Genomic DNA, 23915 nt, shown 5'->3' with positions numbered 1-23915 from the left:
AGTCACACACCATGCAACGTTACTCGGGCTTCGGCCTTTTCAAGCACTCCCTCAGCCACCACGAAAACTGGCAGCGCATGTGGCGCACGCCAACCCCTAAAAAGGTTTACGACGTGGTCATTGTCGGCGGTGGCGGCCATGGCCTGGCCACGGCCTACTACCTGGCCAAAGAGCACGGCATCACCAACGTTGCCGTGATCGAGAAGGGCTACCTGGGCGGCGGCAACACCGCCCGTAACACCACCATCGTGCGTTCCAACTACCTGTGGGACGAGTCGGCGCACCTGTACGAGCACGCCATGAAGCTGTGGGAGGGCCTGTCCCAGGACCTCAACTACAACGTGATGTTCTCCCAGCGCGGTGTTTACAACCTGTGCCACACCCTGCAGGACATGCGTGACTCCGAGCGTCGGGTCAGCGCCAACCGCCTCAACGGCGTGGATGGCGAGCTGCTGAACACTGCCCAGGTTGCGGCCGAAATCCCGTACCTGGACTGCTCGAAGAACACCCGCTACCCGATCCTCGGCGCCACCGTACAGCGCCGTGGCGGCGTTGCCCGTCACGATGCCGTGGCCTGGGGCTTCGCCCGCGCTGCCGACGCCTTGGGCGTCGACCTGATCCAGCAAACCGAAGTGATCGGCTTCCGCAAGGAAAACGGCGCGGTCATCGGTGTGGAAACCAACAAGGGCTTCATCGGCGCCAAGCGCGTCGGCGTGGTCACCGCCGGTAACTCCGGGCACATGGCCAAGCTGGCCGGCTTCCGCCTGCCGCTGGAATCGCACCCGCTGCAAGCGCTGGTATCCGAGCCGATCAAGCCGATCATCGACAGCGTGATCATGTCCAACGCCGTACACGGCTACATCAGCCAGTCCGACAAGGGCGACCTGGTGATCGGTGCCGGTATCGACGGCTGGGTCGGCTACGGCCAGCGCGGTTCGTACCCGGTGATCGAGCACACCCTGCAGGCCATCGTCGAGATGTTCCCCAACCTGTCGCGTGTTCGCATGAACCGCCAGTGGGGCGGCATCGTAGACACCTCGCCGGACGCCTGCCCGATCATCACCAAAACCCCGGTCAAGAACATGTTCTTCAACTGCGGTTGGGGTACTGGCGGCTTCAAGGCGACCCCGGGCTCGGGCAACGTCTTTGCCGCGAGCCTGGCCAAGGGCGAAATGCACCCACTGGCCGCGCCGTTCTCCATGGACCGTTTCTACAACGGCGCACTGATCGACGAACACGGCGCCGCCGCCGTCGCCCACTAACCGGAGACACCGTCATGTTGCATATTTTCTGTCCCCACTGCGGCGAGCTGCGCTCCGAAGAAGAGTTCCACGCCTCTGGCCAGGCGCACATCGCCCGCCCGCTGGACCCTAACGCCTGCTCCGACGAAGAGTGGGGTACCTACATGTTCTACCGTGACAACCCGCGCGGTATTCACCATGAACTGTGGGACCACGTTGCCGGCTGCCGCCAGTACTTCAACGTCACCCGTGACACCGTGACCTACGAAATTCTGGAAACCTACAAGATTGGCGAGAAGCCGCAAGTGACCGCCAGCGGCAAAGCCACCAGCGCCGCGTCGACCGTCAAAGGCCAAGGGGAAAAAGTATGAGCCAGACCTATCGCCTCGCCAGCGGCGGCCGTATCGACCGCAGCAAGGTCCTGAACTTCACCTTCAACGGCAAAACCTACCAGGGTTATGCCGGTGACAGCCTGGCCGCCGCGTTGCTGGCCAACGGCGTCGACATTGTCGGCCGTAGCTTCAAGTACTCGCGCCCGCGCGGCATCATCGCCGCCGGTACCGAAGAGCCGAACGCCATCCTGCAGATCGGCTCCAGCGAAGCTACCCAGATCCCCAACGTGCGCGCCACCCAACAGGCACTGTACGCGGGCCTTGTCGCCACCAGCACCAACGGCTGGCCGAACGTCAACAACGACGTCATGGGCATCCTCGGCAAGGTTGGCGGCAGCATGATGCCGCCGGGCTTCTACTACAAAACCTTCATGTACCCCAAATCGTTCTGGATGACTTACGAGAAGTACATCCGTAAAGCCGCCGGCCTGGGCCGTGCGCCGCTGCAGAACGATCCTGACAGCTACGACTACATGAACCGGCACTGCGACGTGCTGATCGTCGGCGCCGGCCCTGCTGGCCTGGCTGCCGCACTGGCCGCTGCGCGCAGCGGTGCCCGCGTGATCCTGGCTGACGAGCAGGAAGAGTTCGGCGGCAGCCTTCTCGACACCCGCGAAACCCTCGACGGCAAGCCTGCTGCCGACTGGGTCAACGCCGTGGTCAAAGAGCTGGAAGGCCTGCCGGAAGTGACCCTGCTGCCACGTGCCACGGTCAACGGCTACCACGACCATAACTTCCTGACCATTCACGAGCGCCTCACCGACCACCTCGGCGACCGCGCCCCGATTGGCCAGGTTCGCCACCGCGTGCACCGCGTTCGCGCCAAGCGCGTGGTACTGGCTGCTGGCGCCCACGAGCGCCCGCTGGTGTATGGCAACAACGACGTGCCGGGCAACATGCTGGCCGGTGCTGTTTCCACCTATGTTCGCCGCTATGGCGTGGCGCCGGGTCGCAAGCTGGTACTGTCTACCAACAACGACCACGCTTATCGCGCCGCGCTGGACTGGCACGACGCAGGCCTGCAAGTGGTCGCCATCGCCGACGCCCGCCACAACCCACGTGGCTCGCTGGTTGAAGAAGCGCGTGCCAAAGGTATTCGCATCCTCACCTCTAGCGCCGTGATCGAGGCAAAAGGCAGCAAGCACGTCACGGGTGCCCGTGTGGCAGCGATCGATGTGCAGGCGCACAAAGTCACTAGCCCAGGCGAAATCCTCGAGTGCGACCTGATCGCGTCCTCGGGCGGTTACAGCCCGATCGTGCACCTGGCTTCGCACCTGGGCGGTCGCCCGGTATGGCGTGACGATATCCTTGGCTTCGTGCCGGGCGATGCGCCGCAGAAGCGCGAGTGCGTCGGTGGTATCAACGGCGTGTATGCCTTGGGCGATGTGATTGCCGATGGCTTCGAAGGCGGCGTTCGCGCAGCCACCGAGGCCGGTTTCAAGGCCACTGTCGGCACCCTGCCAAAAACCGTGGCGCGCAAGGAAGAGGCCACCGTGGCACTGTTCCTGGTGCCGCACGACAAAGGCACCAAGGGGCCGAAACAGTTCGTCGACCAGCAGAACGACGTGACCGCCGCCGGCATCGAGCTGGCCACCCGTGAAGGCTTCGAGTCGGTCGAGCACGTCAAGCGCTACACCGCGCTGGGCTTCGGTACCGACCAGGGCAAACTGGGCAACATCAACGGCCTGGCCATTGCTGCCCGTTCGATCGGCATCACCATCCCGGAAATGGGCACCACCATGTTCCGCCCCAACTACACGCCGGTCACTTTCGGCGCGGTAGCGGGCCGTCACTGTGGTCACCTGTTCGAGCCCGTGCGCTTCACTGCCCTGCATGCCTGGCACGTGAAGAACGGCGCCGAGTTCGAAGACGTCGGCCAGTGGAAGCGCCCGTGGTACTTCCCGAAAGCCGGCGAAGACATCCATGCTGCCGTGACGCGTGAATGCAAGGCCGTGCGCGACAGCGTGGGCCTGCTGGACGCCTCGACCCTGGGCAAGATCGACATCCAGGGCCCGGACGCACGCGAATTCCTCAACCGCATCTACACCAACGCCTGGACCAAGCTCGATGTGGGCAAGGCCCGCTACGGCCTGATGTGCAAGGAAGACGGCATGGTCTTCGACGACGGCGTAACCGCCTGCGTCGGCGACAACCACTTCATCATGACCACCACCACCGGCGGCGCTGCCCGCGTGCTGCAGTGGATGGAGCTGTATCACCAGACCGAATGGCCAGAGCTGAAGGTGTACTTCACTTCGGTCACCGACCACTGGGCCACCATGACCCTGTCCGGCCCTAACAGCCGCAAGCTGCTGAGCGAGCTGACCGACATCGACATGGACAAGGAAGCCTTCCCGTTCATGACCTGGAAGGAAGGCAACGTCGGTGGCGTGCCAGCCCGCGTGTTCCGTATCTCGTTCACCGGCGAGCTGTCGTACGAAGTGAACGTGCAGGCCAACTACGCCATGGGCGTGCTGGAACAGATCATCGAAGCTGGCAAGAAGTACAACCTGACCCCGTACGGCACCGAGACCATGCACGTACTGCGTGCAGAGAAGGGCTTCATCATCGTTGGCCAGGACACCGATGGTTCGATGAACCCGGACGACCTGAACATGAGCTGGTGCGTTGGCCGCAACAAGCCGTTCTCGTGGATCGGCCTGCGTGGCATGAACCGCGAAGACTGCGTACGTGAGAACCGCAAGCAGCTGGTGGGCCTGAAGCCGGTCGACCCGACCCAGTGGCTGCCGGAAGGCGCCCAACTGGTGTTCGACCCGAAACAGCCGATCCCGATGGACATGGTCGGCCACGTCACCTCCAGCTACGCGTCCAACTCCCTGGGCTACTCGTTCGCCATGGGTGTGGTCAAAGGCGGCCTCAAGCGCATGGGCGAGCGTGTCTACTCGCCGCAGGCGGATGGCAGCGTGATCGAGGCGGAAATCGTGTCTTCGGTGTTCTTCGATCCGAAGGGTGAGCGGCAGAACGTCTAAGGCCCCGGTCCAACCGGTGTCAGGCGTGGAATGAGGTCTCTGTGGGAGCGGGCGTGCCCGCGAAGAGGGCGGTGAATTCAACATCGCATTCGCGGGCATGCCCGCTCCCACAGGATGGCCGCCTCCCGCAGGCATCGTGGTCGAATCCAGAATTCAAGGCAGGTAAGAAATGAGCGCTATCAACGTCTTCCAGCAAAACCCCGGCGCCGAGGCCAAAGCCCAGTCGCCACTGCACCATGCCGACCTGGCCAGCCTGGTAGGCAAAGGCCGCAAGAACGCAGGCGTGACCCTGCGTGAACGCAAGTTCCTCGGCCACCTCACCCTGCGCGGTGATGGCCACAACCCGGAATTCGCCGCCGGCGTGCACAAGGCCCTTGGCCTGGAGCTGCCCGTGGCGCTGACCGTGGTCGCCAACAAGGACATGTCGCTGCAATGGGTCGGCCCCGACGAGTGGTTGCTGATCGTGCCCGGCGGTCAGGAGCTGGCAGTCGAGCAAAAGCTGCGCGCGGCCCTTGAAGGCCAGCACATTCAGGTCGTCAATGTCAGTGGCGGGCAAAGCCTGCTGGAACTGCGCGGCCCGAACGTGCGCGACGTGCTGATGAAGTCCACCAGCTATGATGTTCACCCAAACAACTTCCCGGTGGGCAAGGCCGTGGGCACCGTGTTCGCCAAGTCGCAACTGGTGATCCGCCGCACTGCAGAAGACACCTGGGAGCTGGTGATTCGCCGCAGCTTCGCCGATTACTGGTGGCTGTGGCTGCAGGACGCTTCTGCCGAATACGGCCTGAGCATCGAAGCCTAAGGAGCAAGAACATGAGTCGGGCACCGGATACCTGGATTCTCACCGCCGACTGCCCGAGCATGCTCGGCACCGTCGACGTGGTGACGCGTTACCTCTTCGAGCAACGCTGCTACGTGACGGAGCACCACTCCTTCGATGACCGGCAGTCGGGACGCTTCTTCATTCGCGTCGAGTTCCGTCAGCCGGACGATTTCGACGAGGCGGGCTTCCGGGCCGGCCTCGCCGAGCGCAGCGAAGCGTTCGGCATGGCTTTCGAGCTGACCGCACCCAACCACCGCCCCAAGGTGGTGATAATGGTGTCCAAGGCCGACCATTGCCTGAATGACCTGCTGTATCGCCAGCGTATTGGGCAACTGGGTATGGATGTGGTCGCGGTGGTGTCGAACCACCCGGACCTCGAACCCTTGGCGCATTGGCACAAGATTCCTTATTACCACTTCGCCCTCGACCCTAAGGACAAGCCTGGGCAAGAGCGCAAGGTGCTGCAGGTGATCGAGGAGACTGGTGCTGAGCTGGTCATTCTTGCCCGCTATATGCAGGTACTGTCGCCCGAGCTTTGCCGCCGTCTGGATGGTTGGGCGATCAATATTCACCACTCGCTGTTGCCGGGTTTCAAGGGCGCCAAGCCTTATCACCAGGCGTACAACAAGGGCGTGAAAATGGTCGGTGCCACGGCGCACTACATCAACAACGACCTGGATGAAGGGCCGATCATTGCCCAGGGTGTCGAGGTGGTGGATCACAGCCACTATCCCGAAGACCTGATTGCCAAAGGGCGGGATATCGAATGCCTGACATTGGCGCGCGCGGTGGGTTATCACATCGAGCGGCGGGTGTTCCTGAACGCCAACCGGACTGTCGTTCTGTAATAACCGGTACCGGCCTCTTCGCGGCTAAAGCCGCTCCTACAGGTACTGCACAGCCCTTGGATGGGTGCGGTCCCCGTAGGAGCGGCTTTAGCCGCGAAGAGGCCCGCACAGGCCGCCCCTCTGTTTGCCCATATTCCCCAACGACAACCCTGCCGCTAAAAGGCATCTCCCTGTCGCTTCCAGTCAGTGCGTCCGGCCCTATCCGGCCCACAATTCCCTGCATTCCAGTAGTACATGCCGCCCACGGATGGCGGCGCTTCAACCAACGCTGCATAAATAATAATCAAGCGAGGTACAAGCAATGTCTGGCAATCGTGGAGTGGTATATCTCGGCGCCGGCAAGGTCGAAGTGCAACACATCGACTACCCGAAAATGCAGGACCCGCGCGGCAAGAAAATCGAACACGGCGTCATCCTGAAGGTGGTCTCCACCAACATCTGCGGTTCTGACCAGCACATGGTCCGTGGCCGCACCACTGCCCAGGTCGGCCTGGTCCTGGGCCACGAAATCACCGGTGAAATCGTCGAGAAGGGCCGCGACGTCGAGCGCATGCAGATCGGCGACCTGGTATCGGTACCGTTCAACGTCGCCTGCGGCCGCTGCCGTTCCTGCAAAGAGATGCATACTGGTGTCTGCCTCACCGTCAACCCGGCCCGCGCCGGCGGTGCCTACGGCTACGTCGACATGGGCGACTGGACCGGTGGCCAGGCCGAATACGTGCTGGTGCCATACGCCGACTTCAACCTGCTGAAGCTGCCTGAGCGCGACAAGGCCATGGAAAAGATCCGTGACCTGACCTGCCTGTCCGACATCCTGCCCACCGGCTACCACGGTGCCGTAACGGCAGGCGTAGGCCCAGGCAGCACTGTCTACGTTGCCGGTGCCGGCCCGGTCGGCCTGGCCGCCGCTGCCTCGGCGCGCCTGCTGGGCGCCGCCTGCGTAATCGTCGGTGACCTCAACCCGGCCCGCCTGGCCCACGCCAAGTCGCAAGGCTTCGAAGTGGTCGACCTGTCCAAGGACACCCCGCTGCACGAGCAGATCGTCGACATCCTCGGCGAGCCGGAAGTGGACTGCGCTGTCGACGCCGTAGGCTTCGAGGCCCGTGGCCACGGCCATGAAGGTGCCAAGCACGAGGCCCCGGCCACCGTGCTTAACTCGCTGATGCAAGTGACCCGCGTGGCCGGCAACATCGGTATCCCGGGCCTGTACGTAACCGAAGACCCAGGCGCGGTGGATGCCGCTGCCAAGATCGGCGCGCTGAGCATCCGCTTCGGCCTGGGCTGGGCGAAATCGCACAGCTTCCACACCGGCCAGACCCCGACCATGAAATACAACCGCCAACTGATGCAGGCGATCATGTGGGACCGCATCAACATTGCTGAAGTGGTGGGTGTGCAGGTGATCAACCTGGATCAGGCGCCGGAAGGGTATGGCGAGTTTGATGCGGGTGTGCCTAAGAAGTTTGTGATCGACCCGCACAAGATGTGGGGTGCGGCTTGATCGCAGCCCATGATGCCCCTCGCTGAGAGGGGCGTTTTTTTGGGGCTGTGGGGCTAGCGGCGCACTGCCGATGCCCCACTGCTCACCCGAAACGTGCCTTTATCGTACGCAGTCAGGTCGGACGGATCTGCCGCCCTGCGGGCCAACCGCTCACCTATCATTACCAGCCCCTCGCGACGGTTTTGCAGATTGTTGATAATAGCCGGACCCGCTGCGAACGTTGGATCCCCGAGCGCGTTCGCCGCTTCGGCGACATGCAATTCCCTGCTGGCCTCCAGATAGCTATCGAGGCTGGTACGAGTGACATGCACCGTTGCTGGTCCCTTGTGCGGATCAGCAACTACCTCAATAAGCTCGGTTGTGTGCAACGTTCGGCGCGTCGAGGTGACGGCCATGGTTTTGCTGTTGCGCTGTGTTCCCACAGTCTGGCTGACGGTATTGCTTGCGGTTTCATAGTGTTCGACCTCATAACGCCGCACGATGGGCGACTTTTGCGTGGTGAAGATGTGTGCGGGTAGCTTAGGCTTAGGGATGAGTAGCTGCTGGCTAGCAGGTTGAACAAGCGCCACTACATGTCCGCTTGGGTCGATGCGGTTGATCGGATCCCCGCTGCAATAGGCATAAGCGTTTACGCCACCACCTTCAAAGGGGCTCCAGCTGTCAGGGGAACCAAACCGCCTCAAGGCTGGGTGGTAGGCCCGATAGCCGTTGCCCAGCAGGTAGCTGTTCGGCGCCGCAAGCAAAACCTCGCCATTGAAGCCCAGCTGCGTACGCGAGGAAGGTAATCCTGGATCGTGTCCATACGCCGAATAAGTATGCTGCTCGTCTTCATCGGCTTGTTGCACCGACAGCACCGAGCCTTTGTCATCGGTGGCCAGCAAGCCGCAGGTGTGGGTGTCGCTTGTGCTCAGCTCTGCCAGCGGTTGTTCTGCATTTCGCAAGATGGTGCGATGCTGGTCCCCGTGTTTCACGGTTACGAGCTTGTTGTCGTAATAGAAGAAAAGGGAACTGTTCGATGCTTTGCTCATGATTCAAATCCCTACCGTGCTGGATGAATGAAGGCGGCATGCAACCCATTCTGAATTGCCACAGGAATTTGGATACTGGCAGAAATAACAGTCTTAGATCGGTAGGTGAACCAAAACCCGGCGCACACGAAGTGCCCCATGCACAGCTGCCATGAAGGCGAAGCCTTGTGATTCATACCAAGGCAGCCTGTCAAAACCGGTCGCTGATTTCGCAGCGGTCGCCCCGATGTAAAAACCTGAAAGTCTTAGCAAAATTCGCGCGCTGAGCATCCGCTTCGGCCTGAGCCGGAGCAAATTGCACAGCTCCCACACCGGCCAGATAGCGACCAAGCATTACAACCGCCAGCTGATGCAGGCGATCATGTGGGACCGCATCAACATTGCTGAGGTTGTAGGTATGCAGGTGATCAACCTGGATCAGGCGCCGGAAGGGTATGGCGAGTTTGATGCGGGTGTGCCTAAGAAGTTTGTGATCGACCCGCACAAGATGTGGGGTGCGGCGTAAAAAGCAGTTGTCTGACAAGAGCCCCTCAATTTGAGGGGCTTCTTCAAGGCTGAGTAACTGATCTCAAAGCCCACGAAGCTCCAACCTAGAGCCGAGCAAGTTCCGTTGTTCCGGTGGGTGAGGTTACGTGCGATGGGTGAAAGAGGTGCGCTGCTATCCATTCTGGATAGTCGCAGGGGCTACCTTACTGCAGAAAATGGTTTTGCAGTAATGCACATAGCTAAGTTAGCTTCTAGGGTTGCCGCGAATATCCCCGTTTTCATCAAAAATGCTGTCGGTGCTGCTATGGCTAGACAAAGTTGGCCTGCGCCGGCCAGGGCGGACTACGATTGCATGTCTACGTCCGGTGCCCAAGTCTGTGGGCGCTTCATTCAATCTCAAGAAATCGTCTTGCAAAGTTTCAGTTTGGCTGATCGCGTGCAGGATAACATCATTTCGTCGCGTCGATACTGAACTCGGTAGTGTGCCTTCGAATTGTACATTTCTAGTTTGTAGTGCATTATCAATCGAGATTTTGCTGTTGGCTATTTTGTTAGATTCTATGCTGACGGCAGTGTGTATTTTTTTTGATGCGCGCGCGAGGATTACAACATCTTTGCTGGGTAGGGTGGGTTGAATTTTTGAAATAATGTTTGGGTCAGTGAATATACTTTCCCATCCGATTTCTCTAGCCTTGCTCCACGTCTCATTCATAAGCTTGGTTCTTGATGTTATAGTAGATTTCGTTGGGGCGTGTCCCGAGGCATCGGTTCTATTAATGGGGTCGCCTAGACAATAACAGTAGCTATTAATGCCGCCAGCTCCAAATGGACTATGTGAGTCGGGAGTAGTGAAACGCATTAAAACGGGAGTGAAAGCACGATATCCGTTACCCAAAAGATAGGCCCGCAGGACGGGATCGATTAACTGGCCGTTGAAACCGACCGTCGAATCGGCGGAAGGTATCTTGAGGCAGTGTCCATAGCTCATATATGCGTATGCGCCGTGGTCGGATAAGCTCAAAGTTCCCATAATGGTTCCGTTCTTATCCGTCTCTAGCAGGCTAGCGGCCTTGTCACTGTGCTCCGCAAGTAACAGACCGGCAGCACGAAAGATGCTATGGGTATTGAGGATTAATTTTAGGGTGTTTAGTTCTCGGTCTTGATAAAAATATTCTCTCATGTGTACCTTGCTCACTCTGGGGTACCTTTGTTTCTACGTTGCAGATCAGTGTATAGGGCAGACGACCACCTTCACCCTTCGGGTAGTGTGGATCGATCAGTGAGAGCAAAACTCCTCCCCGTTCCCACCCGATCCATCTCGATCACCAACTCTTTGCTGCTCTATTTGTGATTGCCAGCGTGTCCGGCGTCTGGAGAGGTCATCTACTTCACCTGAGAATTCAGAGGATCGAATCCGGATGCTTTAGCATGATCCGGAATTATTATTCAGGATTTCCCTAACGTCTACGGTCTTTCCAATAATATTCACTGCCGTCTCGATGTACGGTTAGTGTTCGAGGTGATTTGGTTGCCTCGATGTACTCGTTAGATCGGCGGATGCCAGCATTTTGTACGTCAATATGCCTTTGATGAAAACCTCCACCCGCACGGAGGATTATTGAGGACTGTAATAACTCTGGGTCAGCATAGTTTGAGTAGTTGTCGACCCAGTCCTGAATTCGGCTCGTCTCTTGACCAGCGGGAATAGTATTTGAATCTTCCGTTAAAAAGAAGCTGCGTCCAGCGCTTGAGGGTGGGGGGCGCTGTGGGAGGGGAGGTACAGCGGAAACACTTTTGTATGAGCGAAGAGAGGCATATCCAGTGGACATGCTCCCTGTGGAGCTACGGGAATTGACGCTTGAGTATTCAGAAGGTCCGGGTGGGGGAAATGCCGTCGTGCTAATAGGTGTTGGGCTGAGAGTGGTGTCACTCGGAAGTTTTTTTGAATGCCTCAGTCCCAATCTATTGCCTATTCCTTTGAGCAAACGGGTGAATAGCCCAGAGTGTCCAGTGGGATCGACTCTGTTTACTGGGTCTCCATTACAGTACGCGTAGGCGTTCAAGCCGCCTATTCCAAACGGACTCAGATCATCGGGCGTGTGGAAGCGATATAAACTCGGGCTGTAGCTCCTGTATCCGGCACCCAGCATATATAGTGACGTAAGCTCTTGCACGTATTCACCGTTAAACCCAAGTAAGTTCTGTGCGGACTGGGCCGTTGCAGCAAAGCCATAGGCAGAATAAACGTGTGTGCCGTTTTTGTTCATGCGGTTGTGCTCGCTATCAGGTGAAACGTCATTTTTTGCCCTTAATCAAGGGGTGACTGCCTCAAGTATCTCGGGGATCCGCGGATGCCGCTACTGGTAGAAATAACAGGTGGTAACTAACGGTGCTGGCCGACAACTAACCCCGACAACTGGGAAGGAACAAATCCTCAAAACACCAGTCAAACCCCTCGTTTCCCGGCCATCCCGGCCAACGAGGTCCCATCCCGATGAAAGCATTCACCTTGGCAACCCTGATGACCCTGGCTGCAAGCCCTGTGCTCGCCTTTAACCTCAGCGACGCCGCCAACGCCGTGTCCGCCATGCAGAACCAGCAACAGCAAGGCCAGGTACAGGCACCCGAAGCGCAGGCCAATCTGCTCAACACCCTGGGTAGCCAGTTGAACATCACCGCCGAGCAGGCGGTAGGCGGGGCAGGAGCCATGCTGGGACTGGCGCGCAACAACCTTAGCAGCGATGACTATGGGCAACTGACCAAGGCGGTGCCGGGCCTGGACCTGCTGGCCGGTGCAAATGCGCTGGGCGGGTTGAGTGGTTTGGGGGATTTGCTCGGCAAGAACAGCGAAAGCCAGTCGGCGTTGAGCAACGCACTGGGCAACAACGTGGAAAGCCGTAGCGACCTGGACAATGCGTTCAAGGCGCTGGGGATGGATACCGGGATGATCGGGCAGTTTGCGCCACTGATTCTGCAGTATCTGGGGCAGCAGGGCATTGCCGGGTCGTTGTTGCAGAATCTGGGGAGTTTGTGGACTACCCCAGCGCCACTGGCCCAGCCTTCAGTCTGAGGATTCTAGCGACAGCCCTCAAGCCATGAGATGAGCTCTGTAGGGGCGGCCTTGTGTCGCGAAAGGGCTGCCCCCACAAAAGCGAAATTGCATCTGGTCAGACAGCTTCGGAGAAATCCACCAGGCGGACGGGGCGGCGGAAGCCTGCTGTCAGAACTGCCAGGTACGCAAGGCCCAAGGCAAACCAGCACAGGCCAATCACCAGTGTCAGCGCCGACAGGCTGGTCCACAGCCACAAGGTCAGCCCCAGCCCTACCAGCGGCACCAGACCATAGCTCAGCAGGCCTTTGAAGTTGCGCTGCGAGGCATCATCCATCAGGTGCGTTTTCACCACCGCCAGGTTCACCGCCGAAAACGCCACCAGCGCACCAAAGCTGATCAGCGAGGCGAGGGTAGACAGGTCGATTACCAGCGCCAGCAGCGAGAACGCCGACACCAGCGCAATGGCGAACACCGGCGTACCAAAGCGCGGCGACAGGTAACCAAAGCTGCGCCGTGGCAGCACGTTGTCACGCCCCATGGTGAACAGGATGCGCGACACCGCGGCCTGCGAGGCCAGCGCCGAACCCAGGCTGCCCGCCACATAAGCAGCGGTGAAGAAGTTGGTGAGAAACTGCCCGCCAGCCTTGAACATCACTTCGTTGGCCGCTGCATCGGCATTGGCGAAGCTGCTGCCTGGCAGCACCAACTGGCTGACGTAAGCCAGCACGGTGAACAGCAACCCGGCGAACAGGGTGGTGAGGATGATCGCCCGTGGCACGTCGCGGCGTGCGTCGCGGCATTCTTCGGCCAGGGTCGATACGGCGTCGAAGCCCAGGAACGACAAGCACAACACCGCTGCGCCAGCCATCAGGTGGCCAAAGCCAGGTTTGCTGCCATCGCCGATTAGCGGCGACAGCAGGTCGAGCGGCTGGCCAGCCAATGTCTGGCAGGACAGCGCGACAAACACGCCAATGAACACGATCTGCGCGCCGACGATCAGGTTGCTGGTCTTGGCCACCGAGTTGATACCGACCACGTTCAGCACTGTCACCAAAGTGATGCATGCGAGCACGAAGGCCCAGGCAGGCACTGCGGGGAACGCAATGTTGAGAAACAGGCCGATCAGCAGGTAGTTGATCATCGGCAGGAAAAGGTAATCCAGCAACAGCGACCAGCCGGCCAGGAAGCCGACATTAGGGCCGAAGGCCATGTTGGTATAGGAATAGGCCGAGCCCGCGACCGGGAAGCGCTTGACCATGAAGCTGTAGGACGCGGCGGTGAACAGCATGGCCACCAGGGTGACCAGGTAGGCGCCGGCGGTGCGGCCACCGGTAAGTTCGGTGACGATGCCGTAGGTGGTGAAAATGGTAAGCGGGACCATGTACACCAGGCCGAAGAACACCAGGGCGGGGAGGCCGAGAACACGGCGAAGCTGGGCGGAGTTAGAGCTGGGTGGGTTGGCCATTGATCGATCCAGGCATTTTTGTAGTTGTGCTGTGGTCGATTTTTATCCACTTAGGTGGGGGAAGACAAAAAAGTAATCCTTATGCTGATTATTAGCCTGGGTTTTGATCGGATTCTGGCTATGGCTGGTCCGGCCTCTTCGTGGGTGAACCCGCTCCTACAAGGGGCATGCCTGAATGTAGCGGTTGTAGGAGCGGGTTCACCCGCGAATGGGCCAGTTCAGGCGGCAGAGGTCTCAGCCCATCTCCGCCCGCAGCTGCTCGATCCGCTGATCCTTCGCCACCCACAACTGGTTCACCCAGGCCTGCACCGTCTGCCTGAACTCAGGATCATTCTCGTAATCCCCCGCCCACAACGCCGGGTCCAGCTCCCGCACCTGAATGTCGATAATCACCCGGCTAATGCTGCCATTGAGCAAGTCCCAGAACCCCGGCGCCTTATTACCGGGGTACACGATGGTCACATCCAGCAGGGCATCCAGCTGTTCGCCCAATGCCGCGAGCACAAACGCCACACCACCCGCCTTGGGCTTGAGCAGGTAGCGATACGGCGACTGCTGCTCCTGGCGCTTGGCTTCGGTAAACCGGGTGCCCTCCAGGTAATTGACCACGGTCACCGGCTGGCGCTTGAACAGCTCGCAAGCCGCCTTGGTGATTTCCAGGTCCTTGCCCTTGAGCTCCGGGTGCTTTTCCAGAAACGCCTTGCTGTAGCGCTTCATGAACGGGTAATCCAGCCCCCACCAGGCCAGGCCCAGCAACGGTACCCAGATCAGTTCCTTTTTCAGGAAGAACTTGAAGAACGGTGTACGGCGGTTGAGGCTTTCGATCAGCGCCGGGATGTCGACCCAGGTCTGGTGGTTGCTCACGGCCAGGTACGAGGTGTCTTTGCGCAGGTTTTCCACGCCGCGGATGTCCCACTGGGTAGGGATGCACAGGGCGAAGATGGCTTTGTCGATTTCCGACCAGGTTTCGGCCACCCACATCACCGCCCACGACGCGTAGTCGCGGCCACGGCCTGGCAACACCAGCTTGAGCAGGGCGAAGACCAGCAGCGGGCAGATCAACACCACGGTGTTGAGCAGCAGCAGGGTGGTAGTGAGAATGCCGGTCAGCAGGCGACGCATAAAGAGACTCTTGTTGTGGGAGATAAACGGTTGGCAATGATAAGCAGGGCGGTCGCCTACGCCAAATGTCCAATGCCCGGCGGCGGGAACAAATGTTTCACGTTATGTTGTTTAGTCTTGTGAAAGCGAACCTATCTTGCCAGTGCAGTCTAAGCACTGACCCTTTCCAAGGAAGCCTGCCTGTGAAACCACTGCTAGCCCTGTTGTCGTTGTTGGCGCTGCCGGTAATGGCCGCCGAGCCCACCCTCTACGGCCGTTACGAGAACATCGCCCTGCCCGAGCTGGGCGAAACCCTGAAAGCCAAGATGGACACCGGCGCCTTCACCGCGTCGCTGTCGGCCAAGGATATCGAGCTGTTCACCCGCGATGGCGACGAGTGGGTGCGCTTCCGCCTGGCAACCAAGGACTCGGACGGCAAGGTGTACGAGCACAAGGTCTCGCGCATCAGCAAGATCAAGGGCCGTGCCGATGAAGAGGACGAAGGGGATGCGCCAGAGGTCTCCAAGCGCCCGGTGGTCGACCTGGAGTTGTGCCTGGGGGATGTGAAGCGCACCGTCGAGGTGAATCTGGTGGACCGCAGCAACTTCAACTACCCGCTGCTGGTGGGTTCCAAGGCGCTGCGCGAGTTCAAGGCGGCGGTCAACCCGGCGAAGAAGTTCACTGCTGGCAAGCCAGGCTGTTGATCTGAAGCCCGCTCCTACACTGCCAACCTTCAAAATCGCAAGGCCGGACGCCATGCCGCATATCCTCATCGTCGAAGACGAAGCTGCCATCGCCGACACCCTGGTCTACGCCCTGCAGGCCGACGGTCACAGCACCGAGTGGGTAACCCTGGGCAGTGCCGCCCTCGACCAGCAGCGCCAGCGCCCGGCCGATCTGGTCATCCTTGACATCGGCCTGCCCGACATCAGTGGCTTCGAAACCTGTCGCCAGCTGCGCCGGTTCACCGAGGTACCGGTGATGTTTCTTAGCGCCCGGGACGGTGAAATCGACCGCGTAGTAGGCCTGGAAATCGGCGCCGACGACTACGTGGTAAAACCTTTCAGCCCTCGTGAAGTGGCAGCGCGCGTTCGGGCGATCCTCAAACGCATGGCCCCGAGGGCCGAGGCTGCCGGCGGAACCTCCTTGTTCCAGCTCGACACCCTGCGCATGCAGATCACCTACCGCAGCCAGCCGCTCACGCTGACCCGGCATGAGTTCCGCCTGCTGCAATGCCTGCTCGAACAACCGCAGCGGGTGTTCAGCCGCGAACAGCTGCTCGACGCTTTGGGCGTGGCCTCCGACGTGGGCTATGAGCGCACCATCGACAGCCATATCAAGAGCCTGCGCGCCAAACTGCGCCAGGTAGCGGGTGATGCCGAGCCGATCCAGACCCATCGCGGCCTCGGTTACAGCTATAGCCCGGAGCACGCCTGATGCGCTTGGGTATCCGCATCTTCCTGGTGTACTTCCTGTTCGTCGGTTTGGCCGGTTACTTCTTGCTCAATACCGTACGCGAACAGATTCGCCCGGTAGTGCGCCAATCTTCCGAAGAAACATTGGTAGACACTGCCAACCTGCTGGCAGAAATCCTGAGGGATGACGTCAAGGCCGGCACCCTGAACCAGGGCCGCCTGCCCGAGGTGCTCGAGGCCTACGGATCGCGCAGCCCGGGCGCACAGATCTGGGGGTTGGCCAAGAACCAGGTCAGCCACCGCATCTACGTCACTGACGCCAAGGGCATCGTGTTGTTGGACTCCAGTGGCGAGGCCCTGGGCAAGGATTACTCGCAGTGGAATGACGTGCTGCTGACCCTGCGAGGCCAGTATGGCGCCCGCTCCACCCGCAGCGACCCCAACGACGAAAGCACCTCGGTGATGCACGTTGGCGCGCCGATCATCGACAACGGCAAGATCATAGGCGTCGTCACCGTCGCCAAGCCCAATAGCTCATTACAACCCTACATCGACCGCTCCGAGCGGCGCCTGCTCACCCTGGGGCCGGGGCTGATCGGCCTGGGCTTGCTGATCGGCGCGGCTCTGTCGTGGTGGCTTGCGCGCTCGCTGCGCAAGTTGGCAGGTTATGCGCAGGCGGTCAGTGAAGGTGAGCGTGCGGAGCTTCCGCATTACAAGGGCGGCGAGCTGGCGAACCTGGCACAGGCAGTGGAACGCATGCGCACCCAGCTGGAAGGCAAGGCCTATGTCGAGCGCTACGTGCACACCCTGACTCACGAGCTGAAAAGCCCGCTGGCGGCCATCCGTGGTGCTTCCGAGCTGTTGCAGGGCGAGGACATGCCCGCTGATCAGCGGGCGCGCTTTGCCGGCAATATCGAGCGCGAGAGCGAGCGTTTGCAGCAGATGATCGAGCGGCTGCTCAACCTGGCCAGGGTCGAACAGATGCAGGCGCTGGAGGACGAGCAGCAGGTGGCGCTGGCGGCGTTGGTCGATGAGTTGCTGCTGGCCCATGCGGCGCGTATCGAAGGCGCCGGTTTGCAGGTACGTCAGCGGGTGCCTGCCACTTTGCGTTTGCTTTGCGATCCGTTCCTGATGCGCCAGGCGTTGGCCAACCTGCTCGACAACGCACTGGACTTCACCCCGGAAGGGGGCACGCTGCTGTTCGACCTGGAGCGCGCTGGCGAACGCGTGGCGTTGAGTGTGTTCAACCAGGGGCAAGCGATACCGGCCTATGCCATCGGGCGGGTCAGCGAGCGGTTCTACTCGCTGCCGCGGCCCGGGAGCGGGCGCAAGAGCACCGGGCTGGGGCTGAACTTCGTGGCCGAGGTGATGCAGCTGCACGGCGGGGCCTTGGCGGTGGACAACGTCGATGGCGGGGTACGGGTGCGGTTATGGCTGCCGCTGCGGCGCATTAGCTGAGATAGCCGGGGCTGCACAGCAACCCCAAATACACGTAAATCACACACGCGCTCCACAAAGCCTCCACGCAAGGCGCAGACACTGCGCCCACTGCCACAGGAGGCCACATGAACAAGACCCTCGGTTTCAAACTCGGCATGATCGCCATGCTGATGTTGCTGTTGCTCATCCCGTTACTGCTGATCAACGGCCTGATTGACGACCGCCAGGCCATGCGCGACGGCGTGCTGCGTGATATCGCCCAGAGCACCAGCTTCGATCAGCAACTCAGCGGCCCGTTGCTGGTGGTACCGTACCGCAAGTACCAGCGCCGCTGGATCGAAAAGGACGGTGCGCGTACCCAGGAAACCAGCACCATCACCGGCCACTTGTACTTCCTGCCGGAAACCTTCGACGCCGACCTGGGTGTGGACACCGAACTGCGCGCCCGCGGCATCTACCAGGCGCGGTTGTTCCACGCCAAAGGCCGTATCAGCGGCCGCTTCAAGCTCCCGGCGCATTGGGGCATCGACAAGGACTTTGACGACTACCGCTTCGACAAGCCGTTCCTGGTGGTGGGCATCAGTGATATCCGCGGTATCGAAAGTGCTCTGGAGCTGAGCATGGACGAGCAAAAAGTGCCGTTTGAGCCCGGCACCCAGCTCGACTGGATGCGCGGCGGCGTGCACGCCAGCCTGCCGGGGCTGGACGGGCTACAGGCGCGAGCGTTCAGCTATGGCTTTGACCTGGCGCTGCAAGGTACCGGCCAGTTGCACGTGGTACCCGTGGGCCGTACCAGCAGCGTGAACATGCGCGCCAACTGGCCGCACCCGAGCTTCGTTGGCAGTTACCTGCCCAACCGCCGCGAGATCGATGCTCAAGGCTTCAGCGCCCACTGGCAGACCTCGTTCTTTGCTACCAACCTTGAAGACGCCCTGCGCCAGTGCGCTGTCGGTGGGCAGTGTGCAGACTTCAGTGAACGCACCTTCGGCGTGAGCTTCGTTGACCCGGTGGACCAATATCTGAAGAGTGAGCGGGCAATCAAATACGCGTTGTTGTTCATTGCCCTGACCTTTGCCGGCTTTTTCCTGTTCGAGGTAATGAAGAACCTGAGTGTGCACCCGGTGCAGTACATCCTGGTGGGCGTGGCGCTGGCGTTCTTCTATCTGCTGCTGTTGTCGTTGTCCGAGCACATTGGCTTTGGCCTGGCCTATGGGTTGTCAGCTTCGGCGTGTGTGCTGCTGATCGGCTTCTACCTGAGCCATGTGTTGCGCAGCCTGGGGCGAGGGGTGGGTTTTGCTGCGGGTTTGGCGGCGTTGTACGCGCTGCTCTACGGGCTGCTGAGTGCCGAAGACTATGCGCTGCTGATGGGGTCGCTGTTGTGTTTCTGCTTGCTTGGGGTGTTCATGGTGCTGACCCGGCGGCTGGACTGGGCGCGTGTGGGGAGGGCGGCATGAGGGAGGATAGAGAGATCGGGCGCTGGTTGGCGCTCAGGATCGGGCTGTTGTTTCCTGTGATACCGAGGTGAGGCCTTCGCGGGCACGCCCGCTCCCACAAGCCCACCACAGATAGCGAACACTGTGGAAAACCTGTAGGAGCGGGTTTACCCGCGAAGGGGCCCTGTCAGGCCACTGGCGCTGTAGCGACCATCGATGGCCGCTTGACCACCTCGGCATACCACGCCGCCAACCCAGGCTGGCGCTCACGCCAGCCAAACCCGGGCTGACGCAAATCCAGATAGCCCAGCGCACAGGCCACGCCAATCGCCGCCAGGTCGAAGCCGGAAATCAGCTCCGGCAAGTGCTCCTGCTCAAGGTTGGCCAGGCTCCGGCGGATCTTGTCACCCTGCGCCTGCAGCCAGCCATCCCAGCGCTTGTCTTCTGGCCGCAGGAAGCTCTCATAACGGCTCGACACCGCCGCATCCATGATCGCATCGGCCTGTGAGACCAAGGTCATGCGCCGCCAGCGCGCCGAGCCTTCTCGTGGCAGCAGCGGCAAGCCAACGTGCTGCATGTCGAGGTACTCGCAGATTACCCGGCTGTCATGCAGCACGGTGCCGTCTTCCAGGCGCAAGGCTGGGATCTTGCCGATCGGGTTGTCCAGGTTGAGCTGCGGGTCGCCGCTCACCGGGCTGATGTTCACCGGCTGCAGCTGCACACGCTCAAGCTGGCCGGTCTCGTGCAACACCACCATGACCTTGCGCACGAAAGGCGACAACGGCGAGTGGAACAGGGTCATCGTGCTCATGCTTCAGTTACCTTGCAGGCTGGGTGGCAGGCACACGCCGGTGCCGCCGATGCCGCAGTAGCCGTCCGGGTTCTTGGCCAGGTACTGCTGGTGGTAGGCCTCGGCGAAATATACCGTCGGTGCCTGGTCGATTTCGGTGGTGATCTCACCGAAGCCGGCCTTGCTCAGCTCGGCCTGGTAGGCGTCGCGGCTGGCCTTGGCCTGTTCCAGCTGTTCCGGGCTGGTGCAGTAGATGGCCGAGCGGTACTGGGTGCCGATGTCGTTGCCCTGGCGCATGCCTTGGGTGGGGTTGTGCAGCTCCCAGAACATTGCCAGCAGTTCGCGGTAGCTGACCTTGTCCTTGTCGAACACCACCAGCACCACTTCGGTGTGGCCGGTCAGGCCCGAGCAGACTTCTTCGTAAGTAGGATGCGGGGTGAAGCCGCCGGCGTAGCCGACCACGGTGCTGACCACACCTTCACGCTGCCAGAAGCGGCGCTCCGCGCCCCAGAAACAGCCCAGGCCGAAGATGGCGAAGTCGATGGCGCCTTCGAAGAACGGGCCGAGCAGTGGGGTGTCTTTGAAGACGTAGTGGAACTCGGGCAGGCTCATTGGCGTGTCGCGGCCAGGCAGTGCCTGTTCCGCAGTGGGCATGACGTTTTTGTTCACCAGGATTTCCGAACGCAGGACCATGGCCGTTCCTCTGTGTTTATTCAGTGGGGTAGGGGTTTGGGCCTTCGCGGGCATGCCCGCTCCCACAGGTACAGCACAGGTTTCAAAGGTTGTGGTGTTTCTGTGGGAGCGGGCGTGCCCGCGAAAGGGCCCGAATGGCTTCTATAGTGCCCGAGGATTACGCAGCTGTCAGGCCACCGGGCCACGCGGATAGCGCTTCAGCCGCTCGGCCAGTTCGCGCCCGGGAATCGGCCGGTCGAACAGGTAGCCCTGGCCCACGTCGCAGCGGTGACGGCGCAGGAATGCCAGCTGCTCCGGCGTCTCGATCCCTTCGGCCACCACCTTCAGCTTCAGGTTGTGGGCCATGGCCACCACCGCCGAGGTGATTTCCATGTCGTCCTGGTTGTCGGGGATTTCGTTGATGAAGCTGCGATCGATCTTGAGGATGTCGATCGGAAACTTCTTCAGGTAGCTCAGCGACGAATAACCGGTGCCGAAGTCGTCCATGGCCAAGGTCAGGCCCAGGGCCTTCAGTTCGTCCAGCTGGCGGTGGGTGTCTTCGCTGGCTTCCAGCAGCAGGCCTTCGGTCAGCTCCAGCTCCAGCAGGTGCGGGGGCAGGGCTTCTTCCTTGAGGATGGTGCTGATTGATGCCACCAGGTCCGGGTCGGAGAACTGTTTGGGCGACAGGTTGATGGCTACATGCAGGTTGCCCAGGCCGGCCTTGCGCAGTTGCTGGCTCATGCAGCACGCCTGGCGCACCACCCATTTGCCGATAGGGATGATCAGGCCGGTTTCCTCGGCCACGCTGATGAACTGGTCCGGGCGGATCATGCCGCGTTCGGGGTGGTTCCAGCGCAGCAGCGCTTCCAGGCCCAGCAGGCGACCGCTGCGCAGGCACAGCTTGGGCTGGTAGAACACGTCCAGCTCGTTCTGGGTCAGGGCACGGCGCAGGTTGTTTTCGACGAACAGCTTGTAGCTGGCTTCGGCATTGAGCACTTCGGTAAACACCTGTACCTGGTGTTTACCGTTGGCCTTGGCCTTGTGCAATGCAAGGCCGGCATTCTTCATCAGGCTGGCCGGGTCGACACCGTGCAACGGTGCACAGGCCAGGCCTACCGAGGCGGTGACGTTGATCAGCTGGTTGTCGACGAACATCGGTTTGTCGAGGGTGCACAGCAACTGCTGGGCGACGCCTTGGCCATCTTCAAGGCTGGTGTCGTCGAGCAGCACGGCGAACTCGTTACTGGCAAAGCGCGCCAGGATGCCACCGCTGTGCAGGCTGTTGCGCAGACGCCTGGCCAGGCTGATCAACAGCTTGTCGCCGGTCTGGTGGCCAAGGCTGTCGTTGATGCGCTTGAAGTTGTCGATGTCCACCAGCAGCAGGCACATCGAGCTTTCGCCATCGCGGGCGAAGCGCTCGTCCAGGCTGCGGATGAACGCCGGGCGGTTGCCCAGGTTGGTGAGGTTGTCGGTGTAAGCCAGGCGCTCGATGCGTTGCTGGGCCAGCTTGGTCTGGGTGACGTCTTCGTAGATGCCGATGTAGTGGGTCAGCTCACGGTTGTCACCGTACACCTTGGAAATCGACAACTGGCCCCAGTACGGCTCCAGGTTTTTGCGCCGGCTCTTGAACTCGCCCTGCCAACTGTTGCCCATGGCCAGGCTCGACGGCGAGTCGAACAGCAGTTCGCTGAGATTCTCCAGTGCCGGTAGCTCACCCAACTGGCGGCCCTGCACTTCGTCGGTACTGTACTGGGTGATGGCAGTGAAGCTGGGGTTGACGTACTCCACCCGGCCGTCGCGGTTCACCAGCAGGAAGGCACTGGCGCTCTGCTCGACCGCACGCTGGAACAGGTGCAGGGCGCTGGCCGCGGCCCGTCGTTTGTGGTTTGTGATCACTTGGGCGAACTGGTCGGCCAGCTCACCGGCAAAGGCAATCTCGTCCGACTGCCAGGCCCTTGGCTGGCCGCTTTGCTCCAGGCACAACACGCCGATCACCTGGCCATCGACGCGGATGCTGGCGTCGAGCATGGCCTTGTTTTCCGGGCGCATGCTTTGCGCCAGGGCGCGGGTGCGCGGGTCGTGGCCGGCGTTGTGAGCGTCGATGGCGCGACTTGCGTGCAGTGCATCCAGGTAGTCGGGGAAGCGGCTGGCATCAATGGCTTCGGGCTGGCGGTGCTCCTGTGCGTCGCGGTACCAGGCGATGATCGGTTCCAGGCGTTGGTCTTCCAGGTGCCAGATGCTGGCGCAGTCGACCTTGTAGATTTCGCAGGCGCTCTGGGTGATCAGCTGGGCCGCTTCGAGTAGCGAGTTGTCCGCGCTGTAGCGATGGCGGGCGAGGCGCAGGATAAGGTCCTGCTGGCCGCGCACCCGCTCCAGGTGCTCCAGCTGTTCTTGCTGCGTGCGCTGGTTCAGCTGCAGGGCCAGCTGCAGGCGGTTGTTGCGTGACTCCAGGTCGCTGGCGCCGGTTTCGCCGGTCTCTTCCTGCTGGTCTTCGAGCACGCTCAGGTAGCCGCGCAACAGCTGGCGGTTGTGTTGCTTGTAGGCTTCACCCGCTTCCAGCAGGCGCAGCGAGGTGCTCGGTGTGTGCAGGGTGTAGCGCACGCGATAGTAGCCGCGCTGGGCCAGTTGCAACTGGATTTCGTCGTGCAGCCGGTAGCGTGCTTCGGGTTCCATCAGGCTGGCGTAGGGCGCGTCAATCAGGGCACACAGCTCGCCGGTTTGCAGGCCGAACTGGCGCTCACAGGCTGGGTCAAGGTAGAGCATGGCCCAGCTGGCTTCGTTGAGCCTTTCGAAACGCAGCATGCCGAGCCGCGAGGGCACGGGTAACTGTGTCACGACCTCGGCCGCCACACGGCTGGCGGCATCGGGTTGGCTTTTCATCGAAGACTCGCTTGAAGAGGGAACGCTGCCTTGTGGCTGCGGCGGATTTGGCAAGGTTGCATCATGTCCCGAGGGCTGGCAAGCGGCCATGCTTGATGCTGTGGACAGGTTATCGGCTGACGTGGCCGATTCTGTAGTTTGGCTGGAGCTTTTGGGGCCGCTTTGCGGCCCATCGCGACACAAGGCCGCTCCCACAATAGACTGCGATTGCCTGGGGGGCGGCCTTGTGTCGCGAAAGGAGGGCGAAGCCCTCCGAGCTTTTTCCAGGCAAAAAAAAGCCCCGCCATTCGACGGGGTTGAGGTACGAGCGTGGCAGCTCGAAAAGGGTACTGCCCCTCGCAAGGAGGGGCAGTGTGCT

At 61.0% G+C, this 23915-nt stretch carries 19 protein-coding genes and 1 pseudogene; 12 read left to right on the top strand and 8 right to left on the bottom strand.

Annotated features, from left to right (window positions below; all coding sequences use genetic code 11):
* The first annotated feature begins 11 nt into the window (after window positions 1-11).
* From ACF8FG_RS12495 to fdhA, 6 genes are all read left to right on the top strand, one after another.
* Window positions 12-1262 (top strand): sarcosine oxidase subunit beta family protein, encoded by a 1251-nt coding sequence (locus ACF8FG_RS12495; protein ID WP_003255680.1) that lies wholly within the window; start codon window positions 12-14, stop codon window positions 1260-1262.
* A gap of 14 nt (window positions 1263-1276) precedes the next feature.
* Window positions 1277-1612, top strand: a complete 336-nt coding sequence (locus ACF8FG_RS12490; RefSeq protein ID WP_010951682.1) for a sarcosine oxidase subunit delta — start codon at window positions 1277-1279, stop codon at window positions 1610-1612.
* Window positions 1609-4623: a sarcosine oxidase subunit alpha gene (locus ACF8FG_RS12485; protein ID WP_014589390.1), complete on the top strand. Its 3015-nt coding sequence runs from the start codon at window positions 1609-1611 to the stop codon at window positions 4621-4623. Before ACF8FG_RS12490 ends, ACF8FG_RS12485 begins: the two co-directional genes overlap by 4 nt.
* A gap of 169 nt (window positions 4624-4792) precedes the next feature.
* Window positions 4793-5425, top strand: coding sequence for a sarcosine oxidase subunit gamma (locus tag ACF8FG_RS12480; protein ID WP_014589391.1), 633 nt, complete (start codon window positions 4793-4795; stop codon window positions 5423-5425).
* A gap of 11 nt (window positions 5426-5436) precedes the next feature.
* A complete protein-coding gene (gene purU / locus ACF8FG_RS12475; RefSeq protein ID WP_003255675.1) occupies window positions 5437-6294 on the top strand; it encodes a formyltetrahydrofolate deformylase in 858 nt (285 codons plus the stop codon).
* Between the two features lie 301 nt (window positions 6295-6595).
* Window positions 6596-7795 carry a formaldehyde dehydrogenase, glutathione-independent gene (fdhA, locus tag ACF8FG_RS12470; protein ID WP_011953256.1) on the top strand — a complete coding sequence of 400 codons (1200 nt, stop codon included), beginning with the start codon at window positions 6596-6598 and terminating at the stop codon, window positions 7793-7795.
* A gap of 53 nt (window positions 7796-7848) precedes the next feature.
* On the opposite strand, the gene ACF8FG_RS12465 is transcribed toward fdhA, so the two are convergent.
* Complete coding sequence (locus tag ACF8FG_RS12465) at window positions 7849-8823, bottom strand: RHS repeat-associated core domain-containing protein (RefSeq protein WP_081384647.1); 975 nt, start codon at window positions 8821-8823, stop codon at window positions 7849-7851.
* 256 nt (window positions 8824-9079) lie between these two features.
* Between ACF8FG_RS12465 and ACF8FG_RS12460 the strand changes: the two are divergent.
* Window positions 9080-9328, top strand: a pseudogene (locus tag ACF8FG_RS12460) (formaldehyde dehydrogenase, glutathione-independent); the annotation flags it as partial.
* A gap of 225 nt (window positions 9329-9553) precedes the next feature.
* On the opposite strand, the gene ACF8FG_RS12455 reads toward ACF8FG_RS12460, so the two are convergent.
* The gene (locus tag ACF8FG_RS12455; protein ID WP_076402452.1) at window positions 9554-10504 is read right to left on the bottom strand and encodes an RHS repeat-associated core domain-containing protein; all 951 of its coding nucleotides are present in this window, start codon (window positions 10502-10504) and stop codon (window positions 9554-9556) included.
* A 262-nt stretch (window positions 10505-10766) separates the two neighbouring features.
* Window positions 10767-11576, bottom strand: coding sequence for an RHS repeat-associated core domain-containing protein (locus ACF8FG_RS12450; RefSeq protein WP_076402453.1), 810 nt, complete (start codon window positions 11574-11576; stop codon window positions 10767-10769).
* 227 nt (window positions 11577-11803) lie between these two features.
* Between ACF8FG_RS12450 and ACF8FG_RS12445 the strand changes: the two genes are divergently transcribed.
* The gene (locus tag ACF8FG_RS12445) at window positions 11804-12379 is read left to right on the top strand and encodes a DUF2780 domain-containing protein (RefSeq protein ID WP_076402454.1); all 576 of its coding nucleotides are present in this window, start codon (window positions 11804-11806) and stop codon (window positions 12377-12379) included.
* Window positions 12380-12476: 97 nt separating this feature from the next.
* Here ACF8FG_RS12445 and ACF8FG_RS12440 read toward each other — a convergent pair whose 3' ends face one another.
* Window positions 12477-13826: an APC family permease gene (locus ACF8FG_RS12440; protein ID WP_119714214.1), complete on the bottom strand. Its 1350-nt coding sequence runs from the start codon at window positions 13824-13826 to the stop codon at window positions 12477-12479.
* A gap of 234 nt (window positions 13827-14060) precedes the next feature.
* On the bottom strand, window positions 14061-14948 hold the full coding sequence (locus ACF8FG_RS12435; RefSeq protein WP_014589394.1) for an acyltransferase: 888 nt from the start codon (window positions 14946-14948) through the stop codon (window positions 14061-14063).
* A gap of 182 nt (window positions 14949-15130) precedes the next feature.
* On the opposite strand from ACF8FG_RS12435, the gene ACF8FG_RS12430 reads away from it, so the two are divergent.
* From ACF8FG_RS12430 to creD, 4 genes are all read left to right on the top strand, one after another.
* Entirely contained in the window at window positions 15131-15631 is a 501-nt protein-coding gene (locus ACF8FG_RS12430; RefSeq protein WP_014589395.1) for an ATP-dependent zinc protease, read from the top strand.
* 52 nt (window positions 15632-15683) lie between these two features.
* Window positions 15684-16364, top strand: coding sequence for a two-component system response regulator CreB (gene creB / locus ACF8FG_RS12425; RefSeq protein ID WP_041166826.1), 681 nt, complete (start codon window positions 15684-15686; stop codon window positions 16362-16364).
* Complete coding sequence (gene creC / locus ACF8FG_RS12420) at window positions 16364-17800, top strand: two-component system sensor histidine kinase CreC (protein WP_318079995.1); 1437 nt, start codon at window positions 16364-16366, stop codon at window positions 17798-17800. The genes creB and creC overlap by 1 nt, the downstream gene beginning before the upstream one ends.
* A 107-nt stretch (window positions 17801-17907) precedes the next feature.
* Window positions 17908-19236 carry a cell envelope integrity protein CreD gene (gene creD, locus ACF8FG_RS12415; RefSeq protein ID WP_019437094.1) on the top strand — a complete coding sequence of 443 codons (1329 nt, stop codon included), beginning with the start codon at window positions 17908-17910 and terminating at the stop codon, window positions 19234-19236.
* Window positions 19237-19402: 166 nt separating this feature from the next.
* On the opposite strand, the gene ACF8FG_RS12410 is transcribed toward creD, so the two are convergent.
* The 3 genes from ACF8FG_RS12410 to ACF8FG_RS12400 form a co-directional block, all read right to left on the bottom strand.
* Window positions 19403-20026 (bottom strand): glutathione S-transferase, encoded by a 624-nt coding sequence (locus ACF8FG_RS12410; protein WP_019437095.1) that lies wholly within the window; start codon window positions 20024-20026, stop codon window positions 19403-19405.
* Window positions 20027-20029: 3 nt separating this feature from the next.
* Window positions 20030-20698 carry a peptide-methionine (S)-S-oxide reductase MsrA gene (gene msrA / locus ACF8FG_RS12405; RefSeq protein ID WP_014589400.1) on the bottom strand — a complete coding sequence of 223 codons (669 nt, stop codon included), beginning with the start codon at window positions 20696-20698 and terminating at the stop codon, window positions 20030-20032.
* A 168-nt stretch (window positions 20699-20866) separates the two neighbouring features.
* Window positions 20867-23557: a bifunctional diguanylate cyclase/phosphodiesterase gene (locus tag ACF8FG_RS12400; RefSeq protein WP_076402458.1), complete on the bottom strand. Its 2691-nt coding sequence runs from the start codon at window positions 23555-23557 to the stop codon at window positions 20867-20869.
* Window positions 23558-23915: the final 358 nt, after the last annotated feature.

It is taken from the genome of Pseudomonas sp. YQ_6 (genome assembly GCF_043103245.1).
GTDB classification, from domain to species: Bacteria; Pseudomonadota; Gammaproteobacteria; order Pseudomonadales; family Pseudomonadaceae; genus Aquipseudomonas; species Aquipseudomonas alloputida.
Note: the sequence above shows the minus strand (reverse complement) of the source record. Positions and strands in the feature narration are given on the sequence as shown.